General features: G+C 66.9%; 16 protein-coding genes and 1 tRNA gene. 14 read left to right on the plus strand and 3 right to left on the minus strand.

Going from position 1 to position 22,726, the window contains the following annotated elements; all coding sequences use genetic code 11:
* Positions 1-4 precede the first annotated feature (4 nt).
* Positions 5-81, plus strand: a tRNA-Asp gene (locus JHD77_RS01025).
* A 287-nt stretch (positions 82-368) separates the two neighbouring features.
* On the opposite strand, the gene JHD77_RS01030 is transcribed toward JHD77_RS01025, so the two are convergent.
* Positions 369-1,406 (minus strand): AraC family transcriptional regulator, encoded by a 1,038-nt coding sequence (locus JHD77_RS01030; RefSeq protein WP_003116451.1) that lies wholly within the window; start codon positions 1,404-1,406, stop codon positions 369-371.
* Entirely contained in the window at positions 1,403-2,521 is a 1,119-nt protein-coding gene (locus JHD77_RS01035; protein WP_003113936.1) for a carbon-nitrogen hydrolase family protein, read from the minus strand. The genes JHD77_RS01030 and JHD77_RS01035 overlap by 4 nt, the downstream gene beginning before the upstream one ends.
* Before the next feature lie 214 nt (positions 2,522-2,735).
* Between JHD77_RS01035 and JHD77_RS01040 the strand changes: the two genes are divergently transcribed.
* The 3 genes from JHD77_RS01040 to JHD77_RS01050 all read left to right on the plus strand — a co-directional run bounded on the left by JHD77_RS01040 (position 2,736) and on the right by JHD77_RS01050 (position 7,488).
* Complete coding sequence (locus JHD77_RS01040) at positions 2,736-4,775, plus strand: NADPH-dependent 2,4-dienoyl-CoA reductase (RefSeq protein ID WP_003103513.1); 2,040 nt, start codon at positions 2,736-2,738, stop codon at positions 4,773-4,775.
* A gap of 336 nt (positions 4,776-5,111) precedes the next feature.
* Positions 5,112-6,551 (plus strand): hypothetical protein, encoded by a 1,440-nt coding sequence (locus JHD77_RS01045; RefSeq protein ID WP_003119759.1) that lies wholly within the window; start codon positions 5,112-5,114, stop codon positions 6,549-6,551.
* A gap of 37 nt (positions 6,552-6,588) precedes the next feature.
* Positions 6,589-7,488, plus strand: a complete 900-nt coding sequence (locus JHD77_RS01050; RefSeq protein WP_003091346.1) for a 1-aminocyclopropane-1-carboxylate deaminase/D-cysteine desulfhydrase — start codon at positions 6,589-6,591, stop codon at positions 7,486-7,488.
* Here JHD77_RS01050 and JHD77_RS01055 read toward each other — a convergent pair whose 3' ends face one another.
* Positions 7,489-8,454 (minus strand): DUF1853 family protein, encoded by a 966-nt coding sequence (locus tag JHD77_RS01055; protein WP_031756474.1) that lies wholly within the window; start codon positions 8,452-8,454, stop codon positions 7,489-7,491. It lies immediately after the preceding gene.
* A gap of 124 nt (positions 8,455-8,578) precedes the next feature.
* Here JHD77_RS01055 and JHD77_RS01060 point away from each other — a divergent pair, with 124 nt between their 5' ends.
* The 10 genes from JHD77_RS01060 to JHD77_RS01105 all read left to right on the plus strand — a co-directional run bounded on the left by JHD77_RS01060 (position 8,579) and on the right by JHD77_RS01105 (position 22,667).
* Positions 8,579-9,466 carry an NAD(+) kinase gene (locus tag JHD77_RS01060; RefSeq protein ID WP_003091343.1) on the plus strand — a complete coding sequence of 296 codons (888 nt, stop codon included), beginning with the start codon at positions 8,579-8,581 and terminating at the stop codon, positions 9,464-9,466.
* Positions 9,466-10,446 carry a metallophosphoesterase gene (locus tag JHD77_RS01065; protein WP_003091336.1) on the plus strand — a complete coding sequence of 327 codons (981 nt, stop codon included), beginning with the start codon at positions 9,466-9,468 and terminating at the stop codon, positions 10,444-10,446. Before JHD77_RS01060 ends, JHD77_RS01065 begins: the two co-directional genes overlap by 1 nt.
* Positions 10,443-11,303 carry a rhomboid family intramembrane serine protease gene (locus JHD77_RS01070; RefSeq protein ID WP_003104987.1) on the plus strand — a complete coding sequence of 287 codons (861 nt, stop codon included), beginning with the start codon at positions 10,443-10,445 and terminating at the stop codon, positions 11,301-11,303. The genes JHD77_RS01065 and JHD77_RS01070 overlap by 4 nt, the downstream gene beginning before the upstream one ends.
* Before the next feature lie 83 nt (positions 11,304-11,386).
* Positions 11,387-11,650, plus strand: coding sequence for a YeaC family protein (locus JHD77_RS01075; RefSeq protein ID WP_003104989.1), 264 nt, complete (start codon positions 11,387-11,389; stop codon positions 11,648-11,650).
* Positions 11,650-12,483 (plus strand): DUF2797 domain-containing protein, encoded by an 834-nt coding sequence (locus JHD77_RS01080; protein ID WP_003091329.1) that lies wholly within the window; start codon positions 11,650-11,652, stop codon positions 12,481-12,483. The genes JHD77_RS01075 and JHD77_RS01080 overlap by 1 nt, the downstream gene beginning before the upstream one ends.
* 18 nt (positions 12,484-12,501) lie before the next feature.
* Positions 12,502-15,159: an aminopeptidase N gene (pepN, locus tag JHD77_RS01085; RefSeq protein ID WP_003104992.1), complete on the plus strand. Its 2,658-nt coding sequence runs from the start codon at positions 12,502-12,504 to the stop codon at positions 15,157-15,159.
* 446 nt (positions 15,160-15,605) lie between these two features.
* Positions 15,606-17,570 (plus strand): DUF1302 domain-containing protein, encoded by a 1,965-nt coding sequence (locus JHD77_RS01090; protein ID WP_003104994.1) that lies wholly within the window; start codon positions 15,606-15,608, stop codon positions 17,568-17,570.
* Between the two features lie 58 nt (positions 17,571-17,628).
* Positions 17,629-18,996 carry a DUF1329 domain-containing protein gene (locus JHD77_RS01095; protein WP_034022135.1) on the plus strand — a complete coding sequence of 456 codons (1,368 nt, stop codon included), beginning with the start codon at positions 17,629-17,631 and terminating at the stop codon, positions 18,994-18,996.
* A gap of 179 nt (positions 18,997-19,175) precedes the next feature.
* Complete coding sequence (locus JHD77_RS01100; RefSeq protein WP_023091158.1) at positions 19,176-20,273, plus strand: WD40/YVTN/BNR-like repeat-containing protein; 1,098 nt, start codon at positions 19,176-19,178, stop codon at positions 20,271-20,273.
* Positions 20,274-20,285: 12 nt separating this feature from the next.
* Positions 20,286-22,667, plus strand: coding sequence for an efflux RND transporter permease subunit (locus tag JHD77_RS01105; RefSeq protein ID WP_003104998.1), 2,382 nt, complete (start codon positions 20,286-20,288; stop codon positions 22,665-22,667).
* The last annotated feature ends 59 nt before the right edge of the window (positions 22,668-22,726 follow it).

Genomic DNA, 22,726 nt, shown 5'->3' on the forward strand with positions numbered 1-22,726 from the left:
ACGCGCAGCGGTAGTTCAGTCGGTTAGAATACCGGCCTGTCACGCCGGGGGTCGCGGGTTCGAGTCCCGTCCGCTGCGCCATACATCTTCACCACGCCGAGGCGGGGTGAGCCACGAAGAAAGCGGCCAATGGCCGCTTTTTTCGTTTCCGTCGTCCCCTGCGCCTTCCGTTTTCTCCTTGTTTGCCGGATTTCCTGCTCCGTCGGTCCGCGCGCGGTAATCCCGCTGTCATCTTCCTCGTCTACAGCTGAAAGACACAGACGAACGAAAGGTGATCCGCGATGGACGACTACCAGGAAGAACTGCTGGAGCAGCATGCCGCCGAATGCGATCTGCCAGAGCCGGCGGACGACGCCACCGAGATGTGATCAGGCGCTCTGTCGCTGGGCGCGGCGGAATTCGCCGGGCGTCTGCCCGCTCCAGCGCTTGAAGGCGCGCTGGAAGGCTTCCGCCGAGGCGAAGCCGAGCAGGTAGGCGATTTCGCCGAAAGCCAGGTCGGTCTCGCGGATGTAGACCATCGCCAGGTCGCGGCGGGTGTCGTTGAGGATGCTGCGGAACTGGGTGCCTTCCTCGGCCAGCTTGCGCCGCAGGGTCCAGGTCGGCAACTTGAGGCGCGCGGCGATTTCCTCGAGGTCCGGTTCGCGACCATTGAGCATCGGCCCCAGCAGGCGGCTGACGCGCTCGCGCCAACTGCGGGTGCGGGTCAACTGCTCCAGTTCGCGGTTGCAGAGTTCCAGCATCTGGCTCCAGGTGCTCGGACAGTGCTCGGCATTCGCCAGGGCCAGGCTGGCCTGGCTCAGGCGCAACTGGTTGGTCGGCGCGCCGAATTCCACCGGGCAGCCGAAGAATGCCTCGTAGCGCTCGGCCCAAGGCGGCGCTGGATATTCGATCTCCACCCGCTCCGCTTTCAACGGCTGCCTTGCCAGGGCGCCGAGATGGCTGATCCAGCCTGCCAGCACCGAATCGACGACGAAGCGGTTATAGGCGTTGTAAGGGCTGATCGAATAGAAGCGCAGCCAGGCGCCGCCGGCGTCTTCCACCAGGCTCGACTGGCCCCGGTAGTTCTGCGCGTAAAGCGGTTCCAGGTGGATCATTGCCCGCGCGGCGGCGCGCAGGTTGGGCGCCTGGGCGACGCTGACGCCGGCCAGGCCCATCTGTCCGAGACGGCTCAGGCGGCCCATCTGCAGGCCGAGGGCGGGGTCGCCGCTGAGCTGTATGGCGGCATGGCCGAGGCGCATGTAGCGAGGGATCGACAGGCGCGCCCCGGGTTCGGCCAGGCGCCGCTGGTCGAGGCCGTACTGCTCGAGCAGTGGTGCGGGCTCGACGCCGGCGGCGAGCAGGGCGTCGGCCAGCGCCTGGACGAAGCCGACCGAGAGGTCGCCGAGGCGAACCCGGGGCGCGCTCATAGCCAGAGATTGACCAGTTGCGCACCGCCGCCGGGATTGGCCTGGCGCATGCCCTGCGACGAACCGAGCAGGCTTTGGCCGTCTTCGGTGACGTTCCACAGGCGGCTATGGGCGAAGGCCACGGCGGCGCCGCGCGCACCGCTGGCCAGCAGGCGCTCGCCGACCGCCAGGCGCTGCCAGGCCTCGGCGTTGCTCAGGCTGTTCGGCGCCAGGCGTACGTCGCCGGGAACCAGCTCCGCATCGAAGCCGGGCCAGGGCTGCTGCCAGCGACCGCTCTGGTTCAGGGCGGCGGGGATCGCCAGCAGTTCGACGCCCTGTTCGACCAGGGTGGCGTAGGTGTCCGGGTACCAGCTGTCGGTGCCGATCAGCACGCCCAGGCGTCCTGCCGGCGTATCCAGCACCTGCAGGCGCTCGCCGCGACCGTTGTTGAGGTAGCTCAGTTCGTGGCGGGTCGGGAACACCTTGCGTTGCGGCTGGCCGAGCGGCCGGCCATCGGGACCGAAGGTCAGGCTGACGTTGTACAGCTGGCCGGTGCCGGGACGCAGCTCGCCGTCCTCGACCTCGGGGTCGGGCAGGACGATGGAGCCGGCGACCACCGTCACCTTGAAATCATGGGCGAGCCCGCCGAACAGGGTCTGGTAGTCGTGGGCCATGTCCACCGCCTTCATCCGGAACAGGGTGTCGGTGAGACGCTGATCGCCGCGCGCGGTGATCCAGCCGCGCGCCACCTTCAGTGGGTTGCTCGCGGCCATCCAGTCCATCGCCGTGGGCCAGTCGGCAGCGGCGTAGACCTCGGGCTTCTCGCCGCTGGCCACCAGCCAGGTGCCGACATGCTCGGGGAACACCACCACCGTGCGCTCGTTGAGCAGGCCCTGGCGGCGGGCATTTTCCAGGTAGGCGTGGAATTTCAGTTGCAACCGTTCGGCGCTCTGGTAGTCCGGCGTGAACAGTTCCGGCTGGACCGCCAGCAGGTTGCCGCGCTCGCCGGGCTGGCCCTGGACCACGCTGACCTGGCTGCGCAGGTCGGACAGGTAGTGGCCTACCGGGCGGCGTTCGGCCCAGCCGGCGTAGGCGGCGAAGAGGGTGATGAGGATCAGGAAGATCAGCTTGCGCATGCGGGTCTCCAAGGCAGCCCACAGGGTAGGGGAGTGGCGTCGGCTTGCCAAGCATCCCTGTGCATTCCGATCAGTAACTTGTCATTTAGGATCATTGAGCGCTCCGGTGGCGCTCCTTAGAGTCGTCGCCATACCGACCGCTGCCCGTCCCGCGCATTGCGCCCGAGGCCGCGGCATATCCGTGAACGCGTTTCGCCCGATGTGGAGACCCCCGATGACCGCCGCCGTTCCCTATCCGCACCTGCTCGCCCCGTTGGACCTCGGCTTCACCACCCTGCGCAACCGCACCCTGATGGGGTCCATGCACACTGGCCTGGAAGAGAAGCCGCAGGGCTTCGAGCGCATGGCGGCGTACTTCGCCGAACGCGCCCGCGGTGGCGTCGGCCTGATGGTCACCGGCGGCATCGGCCCGAACGAGGAGGGCGGCGTGTATTCCGGCGCGGCCAAGCTGAGCACGCCGGAAGAGGCGGAGAAGCACAGGATCGTGACCCAGGCGGTGCATGAGGCGGGTGGCAAGATCTGCATGCAGATCCTGCATGCCGGCCGCTACGCCTACAGCCCGAAGCAGGTGGCGCCGAGCGCGATCCAGGCGCCGATCAATCCGTTCAAGCCCAAGGAACTCGACGAGGAAGGCATCGAGAAGCAGATCGCCGACTTCGTCAACTGCGCCAGCCTGGCCCAGGTCGCCGGCTACGATGGCGTCGAGATCATGGGGTCGGAAGGCTACTTCATCAACCAGTTCCTCGTGCAGCACACCAACCAGCGCACCGACCGCTGGGGCGGCAGCTACGAGAACCGCATGCGCCTGCCGGTGGAGATCGTCCGCCGGGTGCGCGAGGCGGTGGGGCCGAACTTCATCATCATCTATCGCCTGTCCATGCTCGACCTGGTCGAGGGCGGCAGCAGCTGGGACGAGATCGTGCTGCTGGCCAAGGCCGTCGAGAAGGCCGGCGCGACCCTGATCAACACCGGTATCGGCTGGCACGAGGCGCGCATCCCGACCATCGCCACCAAGGTGCCGCGCGCGGCCTTCACCAAGGTCACCGCCAAGCTGCGTGGCGAGGTCGGCATCCCGCTGATCACCACCAACCGCATCAACACTCCCGAGGTGGCGGAGAAGGTCCTGGCCGAGGGCGATGCCGACATGGTCTCCATGGCCCGGCCGTTCCTCGCCGACCCGGATTTCGTCAACAAGGCCGCCGCCGGCCACGCCGAACGGATCAACACCTGTATCGGCTGCAACCAGGCCTGCCTCGACCACACCTTCGGCGGCAAGCTGACCAGTTGCCTGGTCAACCCGCGCGCCTGCCACGAAACCGAGCTGAACTACATCCCCACCACCAGGCCGAAGAAGATCGCCGTGGTCGGCGCCGGCCCGGCCGGCCTGGCCGCCGCCACCGTGGCCGCCGAGCGTGGGCACCGGGTCAGCCTGTTCGACGCCGCCGGCGAGATCGGCGGGCAGTTCAACGTGGCCAAGCGGGTTCCCGGCAAGGAAGAGTTCCACGAGACCCTGCGCTACTTCCGCAACAAGCTGGAGAGCACCGGTGTCGAACTGCACCTGAACCGCCGGGTCGACGTGGACGACCTGGTCGCGGGCGGCTACGACGAGATCGTCCTCGCCACCGGCATCGTTCCGCGCACACCGGCGATCCCCGGCATCGAGCATCCGAAGGTGATCAGCTACCTGGATGCGATCCTCGAGCGCAAGCCGGTGGGTGGCAAGGTGGCGGTGATCGGCGCCGGCGGCATCGGCTTCGACGTCTCCGAATTCATCACCCATGCCGGTCCGTCCACCAGCCTGGAGCGCGAGGCGTTCTGGAAGGAGTGGGGGATCGATACTCGCCTGGAAGCCCGCGGCGGCATCGCCGGGGTCAAGGCCGAGGTGCATCCGGCGGCGCGCCAGGTGTTCCTCCTGCAACGCAAGAAGAGCAAGGTCGGCGACGGCCTCGGCAAGACCACCGGCTGGATCCATCGCGCCGGCCTGAAGAACAAGCAGGTGCAGATGGTGAATGCCGTGGAGTATCTCGGGATCGACGACGCCGGCCTGCATATCCGCGTTGCCGAGGGCGAGCCGCAGGTGCTGCCGGTGGATACCGTGATCGTCTGCGCCGGCCAGGACCCGCTGCGCGAGTTGCAGGACGGCCTGCTGGCGGCCGGCCAGAGCGTGCACCTGATCGGTGGCGCCGACGTCGCCGCCGAGCTGGATGCCAAGCGCGCCATCAACCAGGGTTCGCGCCTGGCCGCCGAACTCTGAGAGCCTTTCCGCGATCTGTTGCGTAGCGGAGAAACTGCGTTGAAAACGGCTTTTCTCCAGCTCGCACAGGTTCTGCGTATCGCCCCTGTCCGCCCTCGTCGGCGCGGCGGGGCGCTGCGCACCGGTTCGGTGAACGGTGGCGCTCTGCCACGGTGATCTCCGTCCGCTCAAAACCCGACCGCTTCACAATTTCCCCTACCGCTCGGCGGGCCGTCCGGCATCGCCCGGGTGTCTGCCAACCCAGTCACATTGCCCGCGACATTTTTTCCCCTAGACTTGCCCGAACAACGAGATAGCGCCTGTTTTTCAGGTGACATGCCAGATGGGTACTGCCGGATGCGGGCCGCCTCGCCAGGCGTTCGAGGGTTAGCGATGAGCATGCAGAAAAAGCCACAGATGGCGGAGGCCGTGCTGTTCTTCAACGACAGCGGCGTCTGCAAGGAAATGCTGTATCCCGAATTCGAGGCGCTGCTCGATGGCCTGGTGCGCATGCCGGAATACGCCGACCGGCAGATGCACCTGGCCTATGTGTTGATCAATCCGCGCCTGCAGGCGCGGGCGGCGGTGTTCTTCTATCTCGATTTCGACGAGCAGGGCGGCGCCGACACCGGCTGGAACCTGCCTCTGCGCAACCTCGCCGAACGCGCCGGACGCGGCCCCGACATGGGCGGCGGGCCGATCCGCCTGGCCTGTCGCAGCCAGTGCCCGGTGTCCTGGCACCAGATGCACCTCTGGGACCCGGAGAGCAGCGCCGGACGCAACCATTTCGTGCTCATCCGCGACGCGCTCAGGCGCAACCAGCTGGGCCTGCTGGTGGACGAAGAGCCTGCCGCGGTGGAGCCGCAGCGGCTGCAGATGGCCGCCGAAGAGCAATGGTACGCCGCCGGTCCCGCCGCCCCGAAGGCACCGCCCGCGGAGCCTCCGCGCAAGCAGGAGGACGAGCAGACGGCGCGCCTGGCGCAACTGGTCAAGCAGCAGCGACAACAGCTCGCCGCCCTGGCCCGGCAGCAGGAGCAGCGCCTGGCCGGGCTCGCCCGGCAGCACGAAGAGGAACTGGCCAGGCGCGAACAGGACGCCCGCGGGCAACTGGACATCCTGCGCAGCGAAGTGCTCAGCCTGCAACAGGCCCTGGAACGGCAGGCGCGGGAGAACGCCGAATTGCAGCAGCGTCTGCTGGAGCAGGGCGAGCAGTTCCAGCGCAACCGCGAGGAACTGACCCGGCAACTGCGTTTCATCGAGAACCAGGGGCGCAACGAGACCGACCTGCTGCGCTCGGAGTTCGCCGACGAACTGGAGGCTCGAGTGGCGGCGGCGGTGGCCGGCTACAAGGAGCAGGTCTCGATCCGCGACGTCGAACTGGCCTACCGCAACGAGCTGGACCAGCAACTGGAGCAGGAACTGGCCGAGCTGCGCGCCGAGCGCGACCGTCTGGCCGCCCAGGGGCCGGAGCAACTGCTGGAGCGTCTATCCGGCCAGGGCGTGGTATTCGTCGCCTACCATCCCGGCGCCGGGCACCTGACCATCCCCTTGCAGGACATCCCGCGTTACCAGGACAATCCGCTGGCCTACGCGGCGGCCAAGTGCTTCGTCTCCGAGAGCCAGTACCGCCAGTGGCTGGACCACTTCCAGCAGCCGCGCTGCGAGGCGCTGCTGCCCGGCGGCGAACGCTGCAACCTGCCGCTCGACCGGGTCGACAACCCGGCGCGCTTCGTCGCCGGCGACACCAACTGCTGCGCCCGGCACAAGACCACGGGGCGCCTGCGCACCGTGAGCTGACTCCTTGCCGTTTCCCCACTGGTCACCGCATACACCCTTGCAGCGTCTCGAACTCGACTGGCTGCAACGGGCCGGGGTCGAACTGGCGCTGCTGCGCCTGGACCAGGCCGATCCGCTGATCTCCGGCAACAAGGGGTTCAAGCTCGCGCCACACCTGGCGCTGGCCCGCGAGCAGGGGCTGGACGGCCTGATCAGCCTCGGCGGCGCCCACTCCAACCACCTGCACGCGCTGGCCGGCGCTGGCGCGCGTTTCGGTTTCCGTTGCGTCGGCCTGTTGCGCGGACACGAAGTCGATACGCCGACGGTGCGCGACCTGCGCAGTCTCGGCATGGAACTGCACTGGCTCGGCTACGGCGGCTATCGCCAGCGGCATGCCGCCGGCTTCTGGCTTCCCTGGCGGGAACGTTACCCAGGCTTGCTGCCGGTCGCCGAGGGCGGTGGCGGGCTGCTGGGCGCGCGCGGTTGCATCGGGCTGGTGGAGCGCATAGCGACCCAGTTGCCGACGCTCGGCTGGGACGATTACGACGCGATCTGGGTGGCCGCCGGTACCGGTACGACACTGGCCGGCCTGGTGCTCGGCGAGGCCGGGCGGCATCCCGTGGTGGGCGCGCTGGCGGTGCCGGAGGACCACGGCGTCGCCGCCCAGGTCGCGGCGACCCTTGCCGAGGCGGGCTGGGCCGATACCGGCTATCGCCTGCTGGACGCCAGCCGTGGTGGTTTCGCCCGCCTCGATGGGCGATTGGCGCGGTTCATCGTCGAGTTCGAGACGGCCAGCGGCGTCGCCCTCGAACCGCTGTACACCGGCAAGCTGCTGCTCGCCCTGCGCGAGGCCGTGGAGAGCGGCGCGGTGGCTCGCGGCAGCCGGTTGGTGGCGCTGCACAGCGGAGGCCTGCAGGGCCGCCGGGCATTGCAGGAGCGTTTGCTGGCGTTGCTCTGATCAGGCATCCGCGGCCTGGCGCGCGCTACCCCACAGGCTGAGCCCCGGTGGCCAGTCGTCGCTGGCCAGGAACAGGCGCTCGGCCTCTACCCAGTAGCCGTCGCGCGGCACCACCCTTACCAGCATTTGCGGACGTGCCTCGCCGGCGAAGGTGATGTTCCAGTAGGCGCCGTCGCGCGGTGGGTCGAGCGGGTCCTGCCGCCGCATGGCCGGCGCCAGCCAGTGCTCGCGCGACAGATGCAGCCAATGCTGCCCGGTCTGCGGTCCGGCCAGGCTGGCCAGGTACGCCGGCCAGTCGCGCTGGCGGAGCCAGCGGCCACGCAGATGCCGTGGCTCGATGTCGGCGGGCAGGCTGCCCGGCCCGGGCCAGGGATGGAACAGGTAGCCGCTCAGCCACAATGCGGAAACGGCCGATTCGGCGCCATGGGCGGCCAGCACCTGGCGACCCTCGCGGGTCGCCGCCAGCGGCAACTGGTGTCGGCAGAGGTGTTCCAGCTTGCGTGACAGGCGGTCCTGGCCGCCGGGCCCGAGCCAGTCGCCGGGGCCGGACTGGGGCCCCAGGTAGAGTTTGATCGCCAGTTCCAGGTGGTGGATGCCGTCGTCGTCCCGCAGCAGCAGGTCGAGTTCGCCAAGGGTATGCCCGCCGTCGCGCACCGGCAGGTTGGCGGCGATCAGGCGCACGTCCGGGGCTTGTTCCAGGGCGAATTGCCAGAGATGTTCGTAGTACAGGCCGAGACGCTGCCGTGGCCATTGCGCGAGCCAGGCGGCGAGGTGCTGCGGCTGTCGCTCCTGTTCGCGCAACCAGGCGGCCAGGCGCTCCGGTTCCTGGCGCCAGCGGCTGGCGGCGAGCGGATGGCGCTGCGGCTCCGGGGTCCGGCGCAGCAACGGCGGGGCGAGCAGGGTCCAGGCCAGGTCGCGGACGGCCGGGTGGCGCAATTCGTCGAGCAATTCGGTCAGCAGCGTCATACCCAGAGGTTAGCCGGGTTGCGCCACTCGCGGCGATTTCCCATACATGCGCGGGTTTGCCGCTGTCCGCGGCTTTCGCCCATAATCCGCTCTATCCCGCCCGCCAGCTTTTCGCAGGAACCGCATGGAACCCTTTCGCAATATCGGCATCATCGGCCGCCTCGGCAGCACCCAGGTGCTGGACACCATTCGCCGGCTGAAGAAATTCCTGATCGATCGCCACCTGCATGTGATCCTCGAGGACACCATCGCCGAAGTCCTGCCCGGACACGGCCTGCAGACCTGCTCGCGGAAGATCATGGGCGAGATCTGCGACCTGGTGGTGGTGGTCGGCGGCGATGGCAGCATGCTCGGCGCGGCCCGCGCGCTGGCCCGGCACAAGGTGCCGGTGCTGGGGATCAACCGCGGCAGCCTGGGCTTCCTCACCGACATCCGCCCGGATGAACTGGAGGCCAAGGTCGGCGAGGTGCTGGACGGCCAGTACATCGTCGAGAGCCGCTTCCTCCTCGATGCCCAGGTGCGTCGCGGTATCGACTCGATGGGGCAGGGCGATGCGCTCAACGACGTGGTCCTGCACCCGGGCAAGTCGACCCGGATGATCGAGTTCGAGCTGTATATCGACGGCCAGTTCGTCTGCAGCCAGAAGGCCGACGGCCTGATCGTCGCCACGCCCACCGGTTCCACCGCCTACGCGCTGTCCGCCGGCGGTCCGATCATGCATCCGAAGCTGGATGCCATCGTCATCGTGCCGATGTACCCGCACATGCTTTCCAGCCGCCCGATCGTGGTGGACGGCAACAGCGAGCTGAAGATCGTCGTGTCGCCGAACATGCAGATCTACCCGCAGGTCTCCTGCGACGGGCAGAACCATTTCACCTGCGCCCCCGGCGATACCGTGACGATCAGCAAGAAGCCGCAGAAGCTGCGCCTGATCCACCCCATCGACCACAACTACTACGAGATCTGCCGGACCAAGCTCGGCTGGGGCAGCCGCCTGGGCGGAGGCGACTGATGCAACTCGACCCCGGACGTGGCTACGACCTGATCGGCGATGTCCACGGCTGCGCGCATACCCTGGACCGCCTCCTCGACCTGCTCGGCTACCGCCTGCAGGGCGGCGTCTGGCGCCATCCGCGGCGCCAGGCGCTGTTCCTCGGCGACATCGTCGACCGCGGCCCGCGCATCCGCGAGGCCCTGCACCGGGTGCACGCGATGGTCGACGCCGGCGAGGCGCTGTGCATCATGGGCAACCACGAATTCAACGCGCTCGGCTGGAGCACCCCGGCGGCGCCCGGCAGCGGCCGCCAGTACGTCCGCGAGCATACGCCGCGGCATGCCCGGCTGATCAAGGAGACCCTCGAGCAGTTCGAGGGCCACGACGCCGACTGGCGCGACTTCCTCGGCTGGTTCCAGCAACTGCCGCTGTTCCTCGATGCCGGGCGCTTCCGCATGGTCCATGCCTGCTGGGACGGCGAGCTGATCGCGACCCTGCGCCGGCAGTTCCCCGACGGGCGGATCAGCGAAGCCTTCCTGCAGGAGTCGGCGGAGCCCGGCAGCTTCGCCGACCTGGCCTGCAACCGTCTGCTGCGCGGCACCGACATGCGCCTGCCGCACGGTGCCACCCTGACCAGCAGCGATGGCTATACGCGCGCCTTCTTCCGCACCAAGTTCTGGGTCGAGGACGAGGCGCCGCGCACCTACGGCGATATCGTCTTCCAGCCCGACGCGTTGCCCGAAGCGATCGCCCGCGAGCCGCTCAGCGAGGAGCAGAAGTCCAGCCTGCTGACCTACGGCGCCGACGAACCGCTGTTGTTCGTCGGCCACTACTGGCGACGCGGCACGCCGGCGCCGATCCGGCCGAACCTGGCCTGCCTGGACTACAGCGCGGTGATGTACGGCAAGCTGGCGGCCTACCGCCTGGATGAGGAAACCCGCCTGGACCGGCACAAGTTCGTCTGGGTCGAAGTGAAGCGGCCGGAGGCTGACGAGTGAGCGCGGTGCAGGTCCTGAAGTTTCCCCTGTCGGTCGACCTGGCCGGCTTCGTCGGCCTGCTGCGGCGTCTGAACGTGCCGCACCGGGTCAGCGAGGAATCCGGCCAGCAGGTCCTCTGGGTGCCCGACGAGCGGCTCGCCGAGCAGGTCCGCGAGTTGTACCGGCGTTATCCCGAAGGCGATCCGCAGGCGACCCTGGAGGCCGCGCCGCGACCGGCGGGGCAGGGTTTCGTCCGGCAACTGCGGATGAGCCCGATGACCGCCGCGGTGTTGCTGCTGACCTTCGTCGTCGCCGCTGTCACCTACCTTGGCGACAACTTCGCGACGATGCGCTGGCTGACCTTCCAGGACTTCCGTATCCAGGGCCAGTACGCGCTGTTCACGCCGTTGGCCGAGAGCCTGGCGGCGGGTCAATGGTGGCGGCTGTTCACGCCGATGCTGATCCACTTCGGCTGGCTGCACCTGGCGATGAACGCCATGTGGTTCTGGGAGCTGGGCCGGCGCATCGAATTCCGCCAGGGCCGTCCGATGCTGCTCGGCCTGACCCTGCTGTTCGGCCTGGTGTCCAACGTGGTGCAGTACGCGGTGAGCGGCGCCAGCCTGTTCGGCGGGTTGTCCGGGGTGCTCTATGGCCTGCTCGGGCACTGCTGGATCTTCCAGTACCTGGCGCCGAACCAGGCCTATCGCCTGCCCAGGGGCGTCGTGGCGATGATGCTGATCTGGCTGCTGGTGTGCCTGTCCGGGGTGATCGACCTGCTCGGCTTCGGCTCCATCGCCAACGGCGCGCACGTTGGCGGGCTGCTGGTCGGTTGCCTCAGCGGTTTGCTGGGCGGCCTGCTGGCGCGGCGTCGCCGTTGAGCGAGGGGCTGCGGCAGCTTCGATGTGCGCCGCCGGCCCCGGCCCGGTAGAATGGCCGGTACGCCTTTTCACCGGAGCCGGCCATGTCGTCCTTCAATCAAGCGATCGAGAACATCACTCCTGAGATCTACCAGAACCTCAAGCTGGCCATCGAGATCGGCAAGTGGCCGGACGGCCGCAAGCTGACCCAGGAGCAGAAGGAACTCTGCCTGCAGGCGGTGATCGCCTGGGAGCTGCAGAACCTCCCCGAGGAGGAGCGCACCGGCTACATGGGCCCGCAGCACTGCTCCTCGCATTCCGACGAGCCGATCCCGAACATCCTGTTCAAGTCGGATTCCGTGCACTGATGGAAGAAATCGCCCGCGGCGCGCTGAGCAAGATGACGGCGCGCCTGGAAAGCAATGCTCCCGTGCAATACGCCTTCCGCCTCGACGACCGCGAAGTCGCGGTGAACCCGCTGATCGGCCGGCCGCTGCGCCTGGAGTACCTCGGCAGCATCTTCTGCACCCATTGCGGCCGCAAGACGAAGAAGAGTTTCAGCCAGGGCTATTGCTATCCCTGCTTCACCCGGCTGGCGCAGTGCGACAGTTGCATCGTCAGCCCGGAGAAGTGCCACTACGAGCAGGGCACCTGCCGCGAACCGGAGTGGGGCGAGCGGTTCTGCATGACCGATCACGTGGTGTACCTGGCCAACTCCTCCGGGGTGAAGGTCGGCATCACCCGCGCCAGCCAGATTCCCACCCGCTGGATCGACCAGGGCGCGCGCCAGGCGCTGCCGATCCTGCGCGTGGCCACCCGCCAGCAGTCCGGCCTGGTGGAAGACCTGCTGCGCAGCCAGGTCGCCGACCGCACCAATTGGCGGGCCATGCTCAAGGGCGAAGCCGAGCCGGTCGATCTGGCGGCAGTCCGCGAGCAGCTGTTCGACCAGTGCGCCGACGGCCTGCGCGAATTGCAGCAACGTTTCGGCCTGCAGGCGATCCAACCGGTTATCGACCTCGATCCGCTCGAGATCGCCTACCCGGTCGAGGCCTACCCGAGCAAGGTCGCCAGCCTCGACCTGGAAAAAACGCCTATCGTCGAAGGCACGCTTCGCGGTATCAAGGGCCAGTACCTGATCCTCGATACCGGGGTGATCAACATTCGCAAATACACGGCCTACCAGATCGCCGTGCATCACTGAGCAGAAGGGCCACAAGCCATGCGCACCGAGCAACCGAAAGTCATCCACCTCAAGGACTATCAGGCGCCGGACTACCTGATCGACGAGACCCACCTGAAGTTCGAACTGTTCGAAGACCACAGCCTGGTACACGCCGAGTTGAAGCTGCGGCGCAACCCCGAGCGCGGCGCCGGCCTGCCGCCGCTGTTGCTGCATGGCCAGCAACTGGAGCTGCTGGCGCTCGAACTGGACGGCCAGGCGCTCGGCGCGGACGACTACCAACTGGACGACGAGCAGCTCGGGGTGCAACCGCGGCAGGCCGAATTCGTCCTCAGGAGCACGGTGCGTATCCATCCGGAGAGCAACACCGCGCTGGAAGGCCTGTACAAGTCCGGCAAGATGTTCTGCACCCAGTGCGAGGCCGAGGGTTTCCGCAAGATCACCTATTACCTCGACCGTCCCGACGTGATGAGTCGCTTCACCACCACCGTCAGCGCCGAACAGCAGCGCTACCCGGTGCTGCTCTCCAACGGCAACCCGGTGGCCAGCGGTTCCGAAGGCAACGGCCGGCACTGGGCGACCTGGGAAGACCCGTTCAAGAAGCCGGCCTACCTGTTCGCCCTGGTCGCCGGCGACCTCTGGTGTGTCGAGGACAGCTTCCGCACCATGAGCCAGCGCGACGTGGCGCTGCGCATCTACGTCGAGCCGGAGAACATCGACAAGGTCCAGCACGCCATGGACAGCCTGAAGAAGTCGATGCGCTGGGACGAGGAGGTCTACGGCCGCGAGTACGACCTGGACATCTTCATGATCGTCGCGGTCAACGACTTCAACATGGGCGCGATGGAGAACAAGGGCCTCAACATCTTCAACTCCAGTTGCGTCCTGGCCCGCGCCGAAACCGCCACCGACGCCGCCCACCAGCGGGTCGAGGGCGTGGTGGCGCATGAGTATTTCCACAACTGGTCGGGTAACCGGGTCACCTGCCGCGACTGGTTCCAGCTGTCGCTCAAGGAGGGCTTCACCGTATTCCGCGACTCGGAGTTCTCCGCCGACATGAACTCGCGCACGGTCAAGCGCGTCGAGGACGTCGCCTTCCTGCGCACCAACCAGTTCGCCGAGGACGCCGGGCCGATGGCGCATCCGGTGCGCCCCGACTCGTTCATCGAGATTTCCAACTTCTACACCCTGACCGTCTACGAGAAGGGCTCGGAAGTGGTGCGGATGATCCACACCCTGCTCGGCGCCGAAGGCTTCCGCAAGGGCTCGGACCTGTACTTCCAGCGCCACGACGGCCAGGCGGTGACCTGCGACGATTTCGTCAAGGCCATGGAAGACGCCAATGGCGTCGACCTGACCCAGTTCAAGCGCTGGTACAGCCAGTCCGGCACTCCGCGCCTGGCGGTGGAAGGCGAGTACGACGCCGCCGCCCGCCGCTACACCCTGACGGTGCGCCAGAGCTGCCCGCCGACTCCCGGCCAGCCGAGCAAGGAACCCTTCGTCATCCCGCTGGAGCTGGGTCTGCTCGACGGCCAGGGCCACGAACTTCCGCTGCGCCTGGAAGGCGAGGCCGTGGCCCAGGGCGGCAACCGCGTGCTGGCGGTGACCGAGGCCGAGCAGCGCTTCGTCTTCGTCGAGGTGCCGGAGCAGCCGCTGCCATCGCTGCTGCGCGGCTTCTCCGCGCCGGTGAAACTGAGCTTCCCCTACAGCCGCGACCAGTTGCTGTTCCTCATGCAGCACGACAGCGACGGCTTCAACCGCTGGGAGGCCGGCCAACAGCTCTCGGTGCAGGTCCTGCAGGAGCTGATCGGCCAGCACCAGCGCGGCGAGCAACTGGTACTCGACCCGCGCCTGATCGAGGCCTACCGTACCCTCCTGGCGGACGAGGCGCTGGACCAGGCGATGGTCGCCGAGATGCTCTCGCTGCCCAGCGAGGCCTATCTCACCGAGATCAGCGAAGTCGCCGATGTCGACGCGATCCATGCCGCCCGCGAATTCGCCCGCCAGCGTATCGGCGAAGCGCTGTTCGAGCCGCTGTGGCAGCGTTACCAGGCCAACCGCAAGATTTCCCGTGACACCGCCTACCTCGCCGAGGCCTCGCACATAGCCCGGCGCAGCCTGCAGAACATCGCGCTGTCCTACCTGTCGCTGTCGGGCCGGGAGGAAATCCTCGCCGCCTGCCTGGAGCAGTACGAAGGCTGCGACAACATGACCGAGCGCCTGACCGCCCTGGCGGTGCTGGTCAACTCCGGCTTCGAGGCGGAGAAGGGCAAGGCCCTGGCCATGTTCGCCGATTACTTCAAGGATGACCCGCTGGTGATGGACCAGTGGTTCAGCGTGCAGGCCGGCTCGCCGCTGCCGGGCGGGCTGGAGCGGGTCCAGGCGCTGATGCGGCACCCGGCCTTCACCCTGAAGAACCCGAACAAGGTGCGCGCGCTGATCGGCGCGTTCGCCAACCAGAACCTGGTCAACTTCCATCGTCCTGACGGCGCCGGCTATCGCTTCCTCGCCGACCAGGTGATCGTGCTCAACGCACTCAACCCGCAGATCGCCTCGCGCCTGCTGGTGCCGCTGACCCGCTGGCGCAAGTACGACGAGGCGCGGCAGGCGCTGATGCGCGGCGAGCTGGAACGCATCCTGGCCTCCGGCGAATTGTCCAGCGACGTCTACGAAGTGGTGAGCAAGAGCCTGGCCTGATCCGCCAGCTTCGCCCGGAAGAGGGTGTTACTGGCCACTGGCTGGTAACGCCCTTTGTTACTTCTGGGAATCGCTTCACTGTTTTCCATTGATGGAGTCCGCTTAATCGTGTTTCGCGAACCTCCCTGCGCAGGCTCTGCGAAGGGACTTTTCGCGCCACCGGCGAAATTCGCCTGGCGCGTTTTGTCGGACACTTCCTGTTTTCTGGTCAGTGAATGAACAGTCATCCCGCAGGAAGTCCTGTTTTTTTCGCAATCCATTGAATTGCCTGGAGGATTCCGTTGAATTGGCATCCCGGTTGCACTGCCTCGTCGCGCGGTTCCCTTTCGTCGATGCGAGGCCGGTGACGCCGCGACCACCCATAACAAGGCCGCAGAGAAACGGCCGAACGGCGAACCGCCCGCAGTGGCGGCGCCCAACGCATGACCACATGGAGTGAGTTCCCGATGTACATCCCCAACCGCCAGCCCCGGCTGCGCTCCGCGCCGGCCCGGGCCGGCTTCGCCTTCGCCGGGCTGCTGCCGCTGCTGGGCGGCCAGGCCCAGGCCGTCGAATTCAGCTTCCTCGACAACGAGGTGTCCGGTTCGCTCGACACCACCCTATCCTACGGCACCCTGTGGCGGGTGCAGGGGCAGGACAAGAGCAACAACGACATCAACACCAACGACGGCAACCGCAACTTCGATACCGGCCTGGTTTCCGAGGTCTACAAGATCACCTCGGACCTGGAGGCGACCTGGCGCAACTATGGCGTGTTCATCCGCGGCACGGCGTTCTATGACACCCAGATCATGGACAAGCGCAACGACTACTACAGCCACAACGATCCATCGCAGCCGAGCCAGAGCTATCCCCACGACGACCGTTTCACCAGCCAGACCCGCGACATCGCCGGGCACAAGGCGGAAATCCTCGACGCCTACGTCTACGGCAGCTGGGACATCGGCAACATGCCGCTGAGCGCGCGCTTCGGCCGCCAGGTGTTCAACTGGGGCGAGGGCATCTTCTACCGTGGCGGGGTCAACACCACCAACCCGGTGGACGCCGCCAAGTACCGCCTGCCCGGTTCCGAGCTCAAGGAAGTGCTGATGCCGGTGGAAGCGCTGAGCTTCAACATCGGCCTGACCGACAACCTGTCGATGGAAACCTTCTACCAGTGGAACTGGAAGGAAACCCGCCTCGACCCGGTCGGTACCTTCTTCTCCGAGACCGACCTGTTCGCCGACGGCGGCAACACCGGCTACAGCGACTTCACCGGTACCGCGCTGGACACCCCGGTGCCCGGCTTCGGCAACGTCATCGGCCTGTACCAGGCGCTGGGCAACAATCCGCTGCTCAGCGGCGCGCTGAAGAACACCGGCCTCTATGCCAACGGCGTGACCCCGGCCTACGGCAACGTGATGAAGGTGTCGTCCATCGGCAAGGACATCAACGCGCGCAACGACGGCCAGTTCGGCGTGGCCTTCCGCTACATCGCCGAGGAACTGAACAGCACCGAGTTCGGCTTCTACTTCGTCAACTACCACTCCAAGGAGCCGACCCTGTACGCCGACATCGGCGACTATGCCGGGGCCGACCTAGCGGCGCTGGCCAACACCCTGCGGCCGATCGCCGGCAACCTCGCCGAAGCCCTGGCCAACGGCCTGGTGACCGCCGACGTGATGGGCAACATCAATGCCCGCCGCGAGTTCGCCGAAGACATCCGCATGTACGGCTTCAGCTTCAACACCACGGTGGGCGACGCCTCGGTGTTCGGCGAGCTGGCCTATCGGCCGAACCTGCCGATCGGCATCGCCGCCACAAACGACCTGATCGGCGACCTCGCCCACGGTGCGGCGGAAGCCGCCAACGGCGGGCAGATCAACGTCGGCGGGCAGATGGTCGGCCTCGGCGGGCAGATCCACAACTACGAGCGGGTCGAGGCGTTCAACACCTCCCTCGGGACCATCTACAACTTCGGCCCGTCGCTGAGCTTCGACTCGTTGACCGGCGTCGCCGAGCTGGCCTCGGAACACCTGCGTGGCAGCAGCCTGAAGTACACCGCCTACGACGGCAGCACCCGCTACTATGCCGGGCGCGGCAACAGCTCGTACGTTTCCGGCGGCGACCGTGGCGACCAGGTGAACCGCAACGCCTACGGCTACACCCTGCTGCTCAGCGGCACCTGGAACGACGTGTTCGCCGGGGTCAACGTGTCGCCCTACGTGGTCTACAAGGACGACTTCGAAGGCAACTCCTACCAGACCGGCAACTTCATCGAAGGTCGCAAGGCCTACACCCTGGGGATCAAGGCCACCTACCTGAACAGCCTGGAAGGCGAACTGCAGTACACCGAGTTCTACGGCGGCGGGCAGAACAACAACATCCGCGACCGCGACAACATCGGCCTGACCGTGAAGTACTCCTTCTGACCGAACCGATAACGACACGGGCGCCGCGAGCGCCCGGCACCTCACACGGAGAACCCTCATGTTGAACAAGCACCTGCTGATCGGCGCTTCCCTGGCGCTGGCACTGGGCAGCGGCGGCGCGCTGGCCGGCGTTTCCGCCGACGAGGCGGCGCAACTGAAGTCGAGCCTCACCCCGCTGGGCGCGGAGAAGGCCGGCAACGCCGCCGGCAGCATTCCCGCCTGGACCGGCGGCATCACCCAGGCGCCGGCCGGCTACAAGCCGGGCCAGCACCACCCGGACCCGTTCGCCGCGGACAAGCCGCTGTTCACCATCGACAAGGCCAACCTGGAGCAGTACAGGGAACACCTGACCCCGGGCCAGCTGGCGCTGTTCAAGACCTACCCGGACAGCTTCCGGATGCCGGTCTACCCCAGTCGCCGTTCCGGCTCGGCGCCGCAGTGGCTGTACGACAACACCTTCGCCAATGCCACCAGCGCCAGGCTGCTGGACGGCGGCAACGGGTTCGCCGACGCCTATGGCGGGGTGCCGTTCCCGATTCCGAAGAGCGGCGTGGAGGCGCTGTGGAACCACGTCGCCCGCTACCGCGGCACCTATGTCGTGCGCCGCGCTTCGGAAGTCGCGGTACAGCGCAACGGTAGCTATTCGCTGGTGACCTCGCAGCAGGAAGCGCTGTTCAAGTACTACCTCAAGGGCGGCAGCTTCGCCGACCTGAACAACCTGATGTTCTACTACCTGTCGTTCACCAAGAGCCCGGCGCGCCTGGCCGGCGGCGCGGTGCTGGTGCACGAGACCCTCGACCAGGTCAAGGAGCCGCGCCAGGCCTGGGGCTACAACGCCGGCCAGCGCCGTGTGCGGCGTGCGCCGAACCTTGCCTACGACACGCCGATCGCCGCCGCCGACGGCCTGCGCACCGCCGACGACACCGACATGTTCAACGGCGCGCCGGACCGCTATGACTGGAAGCTGCTGGGCAAGAAGGAAATCTACATTCCCTACAACAACTACAAGGTCAGCAGCCCCGAGGTGAAGTACGAGGAACTGCTCAAGCCGGGCCACCTCGATCCGCAATACACCCGCTACGAGCTGCACCGCGTGTGGGTGGTGGAAGGTACCCTGAAGCCGGGCGCGCGGCATATCTACTCCAAGCGCACCCTGTACCTCGACGAGGACAGCTGGAGCGCGGCGGTGGTCGACCAGTACGACGGTCGCGGCGAACTGTGGCGGGTGTCGATGGCCTACCTGAAGAACTTCTACGACCTGCCGTACACCTGGAGCGCGCTGGACGTGTTCCACGACCTGCAGGCGCGTCGCTACCACGTGCAGAACCTGGACAACGAGGAGCCGGGTACCATCGACTTCACCCAGGCGATACCGGACGACTCCTACTTCAAGCCCTCGGCCCTGCGCCGCCGCGGCACCCGCTGATCGCTCCGCTCGCCGGCGCCGACCGCTTCCCTCCGGGGAGGAGGGCGGCGCCGATCCCCCGTTACAGACGGCTTACACGCTTAACAAAAGATAACGTGGCTTCAATTGTCTCCGTCGCCAAACGCTGGCTATATAACGCTCACCACGAACCACTAATAACAACAACGGGGACGGTATCCATGCGTGAGCCCATGACGTGGCGCACTTCGCCCGGCCAAACCGCGGACGCTTCGCGGCATCCGGCCATTCCTTCCAGATCGCCCCTGGCCAGCAGGGCCCTGTCGTTTCTCGGGGTGCTTTCTCTTCTGACCTTCGCCGCCACCCCGGTCCTGGCCGAGTCGACGCCAACCGCCGCGCCGCCGCAATTCGCCGTGGAATCGCCGAAGGCCGCCAGCAGCCTGCTGCTCAGCGTCGCCCATGCCGGCAAGCGGCTGGTCGCGGTCGGCGACCGTGGGCATATCCTGCTCTCCGACGACGACGGCAAGACCTGGACCCAGGCCAAGGTGCCGACCCGCCAGTTGCTCACCTCGGTGTTCTTCGTCAACGAGCGCAAGGGCTGGGCGGTCGGGCACGATGCGCAGATCCTCGTCAGCGACGACGCCGGCAGCACCTGGACCAGGCAGTTCGAGGACCTCGGCCGCGAAGCGCCGTTGCTGGACATCTGGTTCGCCGACGAACAGCACGGCCTGGCCGTCGGTGCCTATGGCGCGCTGCTGGAGACCCGCGACGGCGGCCAGCACTGGGAAGACGTCAGCGAGCGCCTGGACAACGAGGACCAGTTCCACCTCAACGCCATCGCCGCGGTCAAGGACAACGGCCTGCTGGTGGTCGGCGAAGCCGGCAGCCTGTTCCGCTCGAAGGACTGGGGCGCCACCTGGGAAAAACTCGAAGGCCCCTACGAGGGCTCGCTGTTCGGCGCCATCGGTACCGCCGATGCGGGCGGCGTGCTGGTCTACGGCCTGCGCGGCCACCTGTTCCGCTCCGCCGATTTCGGCGACAGCTGGGAAGAGATACCGCTGAAGGCGGCGTCCGGCGACCTGGAATTCGGTCTCTCCGACGGCGCGCTGCTGGCGGACGGGCGTATCGTCGTGGTCGGCCACGGCGGCAGTGTCCTCGAAAGCACCGACGGCGGGCGCAGCTTCAGCGTGTTCAACCGTCCCGACCGGCTGTCCCTGGCCGGCGTCAGCGCCACCGGCGACGGCCACCTGATCCTGGTCGGCCAGGGCGGCGTGCACCTCGCTGCGGCGAACGGTGCCGCGCTCGAACAACAACAATAAGGCGGGGGTCGCATGAGTGCCATGAACCAGCATCAGCAAAACAAGGCGAGCCTGCTCGAACGCCTGATCTTCAACAACCGGCCGGTGGTGATCTTCCTCTGCCTGCTGGTCAGCGTCTTCCTGTTCTACCAGGCCACCCAGGTGCGGCCGTCCACCAGCTTCGAGAAGATGATCCCGCTGGAGCACCCGTTCATCCAGAAAATGCTCGAGCACCGCAACGACCTGGCCAACCTCGGCAACACCGTGCGCATCTCGGTGGAGGCGGTGAACGGCGACATCTTCACCAAGGAGTACATGGAGACGCTCCGGCAGATCCATGACGAGGTGTTCTACATCCCCGGCGTCGACCGTTCCGGCCTGAAGTCGTTGTGGAGCCCCAGCGTGCGCTGGACCGAAGTGACCGAGGAAGGCTTCGCCGGCGGCGAGGTGATCCCGCAGACCTACGACGGTTCGCCGCGGGCGCTGGAGGAACTGCGCAACAACGTGCTCAAGTCCGGGCAGATCGGCCGCCTGGTGGCGAACAACTTCAAGTCGAGCATCGTCGACGTACCGCTGCTGGAGATGTACCCGAACCCGAAGAACCAGAGCGAACTGATCAAGCTCGACTACCGCCAGTTCTCCCATGAGCTGGAAGAGAAGATCCGCGACAAGTACCAGTTGCAGAATCCCAACGTGAAGGTGCACATCGTCGGCTTCGCGAAGAAGGTCGGCGACCTGATCGACGGGCTGGTGATGGTGGTCGGCTTCTTCGGTATCTGCCTGCTGATCACCCTGGTCCTGCTGTACTGGTTCACCAAGTGCATCCGCAGCACCATCGCCGTGCTGATCACCACCCTGGTCGCGGTGCTCTGGCAGCTCGGCCTGCTCAACCTGGTCGGTTTCGGCCTCGATCCCTATTCGATGCTGGTGCCGTTCCTGATCTTCGCCATCGGTATTTCCCACGGCGTGCAGAAGATCAATGGCATCGCCTTGCAGTCCAGCGGCGCCGACAATGCGCTGATGGCGGCGCGGCTGACCTTCCGCCAACTGTTCCTGCCGGGGATGATAGCGATCCTCGCCGACGCCGTCGGCTTCATCACCCTGCTGGTGATCGACATCGGGGTGATCCGCGAGCTGGCCATCGGCGCCTCGATCGGCGTGGCGGTGATCGTCTTCACCAACCTGATCCTGCTGCCCGTGGCGATCTCCTACATCGGCATCAGCAAGAAGGCGGTGCAGCGCAGCAAGGATGACGCGGTGCGCGAGCACCCGTTCTGGCGCCTGCTGTCGAACTTCGCCAGCCCGAAGGTGGCCCCGGTGTCCATCGCCATCGCCCTGCTGATGCTCGGCGGCGGCCTCTGGTATGGCAAGCACCTGAAGATCGGCGACCTCGACCAGGGTGCGCCGGAACTGCGTCCCGACTCGCGCTACAACCTCGACAACGACTTCATCATCCGCAACTACTCGACCAGTTCGGACGTGCTGGTGGTGATGGTCAAGACCTCCCCGGAAGGCTGCTCCACCCACCAGGCCCTGGCGGCCATGGACGAGCTGGCCTGGAAGCTGGAGAACACCGAGGGTGTGCAGTCGGCGATCTCGATGGTCACCGTGTCCAAGCAGGTGATCAAGGGGATGAACGAAGGCAACCTGAAATGGGAGACCCTGTCGCGCAACCAGGACGTGCTGAACAACTCCATCGCCCGTGCCGACGGTCTCTACAACACCGACTGCTCGCTGGCGCCGCTGCTGGTCTTCCTCAACGACCACAAGGCCGAGACCCTCGACCGCGCGGTGGCGGCGGTGCAGGCCTTCGCCGCGGAGAACGACAAGGACGACCTGCAGTTCCAGCTGGCCGCCGGCAACGCCGGGATCGAGGCCGCCACCAACGAGGTGATCAAGCAGTCCGAACTGATCATCCTGGTTCTGGTGTACATCTGCGTGGCGGCCATGTGCATGATCACCTTCCGTTCCTTCGCCGCGACCCTCTGCATCGTCCTGCCGCTGATCCTCACCTCGGTGCTGGGCAACGCGCTGATGGCGGCGCTGGGCATCGGCGTGAAGGTCGCGACCCTGCCGGTGATCGCCCTCGGCGTCGGCATCGGGGTGGACTACGGGATCTACATCTACACCCGCCTGGAGTCTTTCCTGCGCATGGGCCTGCCGTTGCAGGAGGCCTACTACGAGACCCTCCGCTCCACCGGCAAGGCGGTGCTGTTCACCGGCCTGTGCCTGGCGATCGGCGTGGCCACCTGGATCTTCTCGGCGATCAAGTTCCAGGCCGACATGGGCCTGATGCTGACCTTCATGCTGCTCTGGAACATGTTCGGCGCCCTCTGGCTGCTGCCGGCCCTGGCGCGTTTCCTGATCAACCCGGCCAAGCTGCAGGCCAGGAAGGCCTCGGTGTTCGCTCACTGAGTCGCGCCGAGCCCCGCCAAGACCGCGGCCCAGGCCGCGGTTTTTTTGTGCGGAGGAAG

It is taken from the genome of Pseudomonas sp. P20 (assembly GCF_016463925.1).
Classification (GTDB): Bacteria; Pseudomonadota; Gammaproteobacteria; order Pseudomonadales; family Pseudomonadaceae; genus Pseudomonas; species Pseudomonas aeruginosa.

What these genes read in the sequence shown, in the direction of transcription:
- JHD77_RS01030 (WP_003116451.1), bottom strand. Translation starts at nt 1,406, where the DNA reads ATGAGCGCGCCCCGGGTTCGCCTCGGCGACCTCTCGGTCGGCTTCGTC.
- JHD77_RS01035 (WP_003113936.1), bottom strand. Translation starts at nt 2,521, where the DNA reads ATGCGCAAGCTGATCTTCCTGATCCTCATCACCCTCTTCGCCGCCTAC.
- JHD77_RS01040 (WP_003103513.1), top strand. Translation starts at nt 2,736, where the DNA reads ATGACCGCCGCCGTTCCCTATCCGCACCTGCTCGCCCCGTTGGACCTC.
- JHD77_RS01045 (WP_003119759.1), top strand. Translation starts at nt 5,112, where the DNA reads ATGCGGGCCGCCTCGCCAGGCGTTCGAGGGTTAGCGATGAGCATGCAG.
- JHD77_RS01055 (WP_031756474.1), bottom strand. Translation starts at nt 8,454, where the DNA reads ATGACGCTGCTGACCGAATTGCTCGACGAATTGCGCCACCCGGCCGTC.
- JHD77_RS01060 (WP_003091343.1), top strand. Translation starts at nt 8,579, where the DNA reads ATGGAACCCTTTCGCAATATCGGCATCATCGGCCGCCTCGGCAGCACC.
- JHD77_RS01065 (WP_003091336.1), top strand. Translation starts at nt 9,466, where the DNA reads ATGCAACTCGACCCCGGACGTGGCTACGACCTGATCGGCGATGTCCAC.
- JHD77_RS01075 (WP_003104989.1), top strand. Translation starts at nt 11,387, where the DNA reads ATGTCGTCCTTCAATCAAGCGATCGAGAACATCACTCCTGAGATCTAC.
- JHD77_RS01080 (WP_003091329.1), top strand. Translation starts at nt 11,650, where the DNA reads ATGGAAGAAATCGCCCGCGGCGCGCTGAGCAAGATGACGGCGCGCCTG.
- pepN (WP_003104992.1), top strand. Translation starts at nt 12,502, where the DNA reads ATGCGCACCGAGCAACCGAAAGTCATCCACCTCAAGGACTATCAGGCG.
- JHD77_RS01090 (WP_003104994.1), top strand. Translation starts at nt 15,606, where the DNA reads ATGTACATCCCCAACCGCCAGCCCCGGCTGCGCTCCGCGCCGGCCCGG.
- JHD77_RS01095 (WP_034022135.1), top strand. Translation starts at nt 17,629, where the DNA reads ATGTTGAACAAGCACCTGCTGATCGGCGCTTCCCTGGCGCTGGCACTG.
- JHD77_RS01100 (WP_023091158.1), top strand. Translation starts at nt 19,176, where the DNA reads ATGCGTGAGCCCATGACGTGGCGCACTTCGCCCGGCCAAACCGCGGAC.
- JHD77_RS01105 (WP_003104998.1), top strand. Translation starts at nt 20,286, where the DNA reads ATGAGTGCCATGAACCAGCATCAGCAAAACAAGGCGAGCCTGCTCGAA.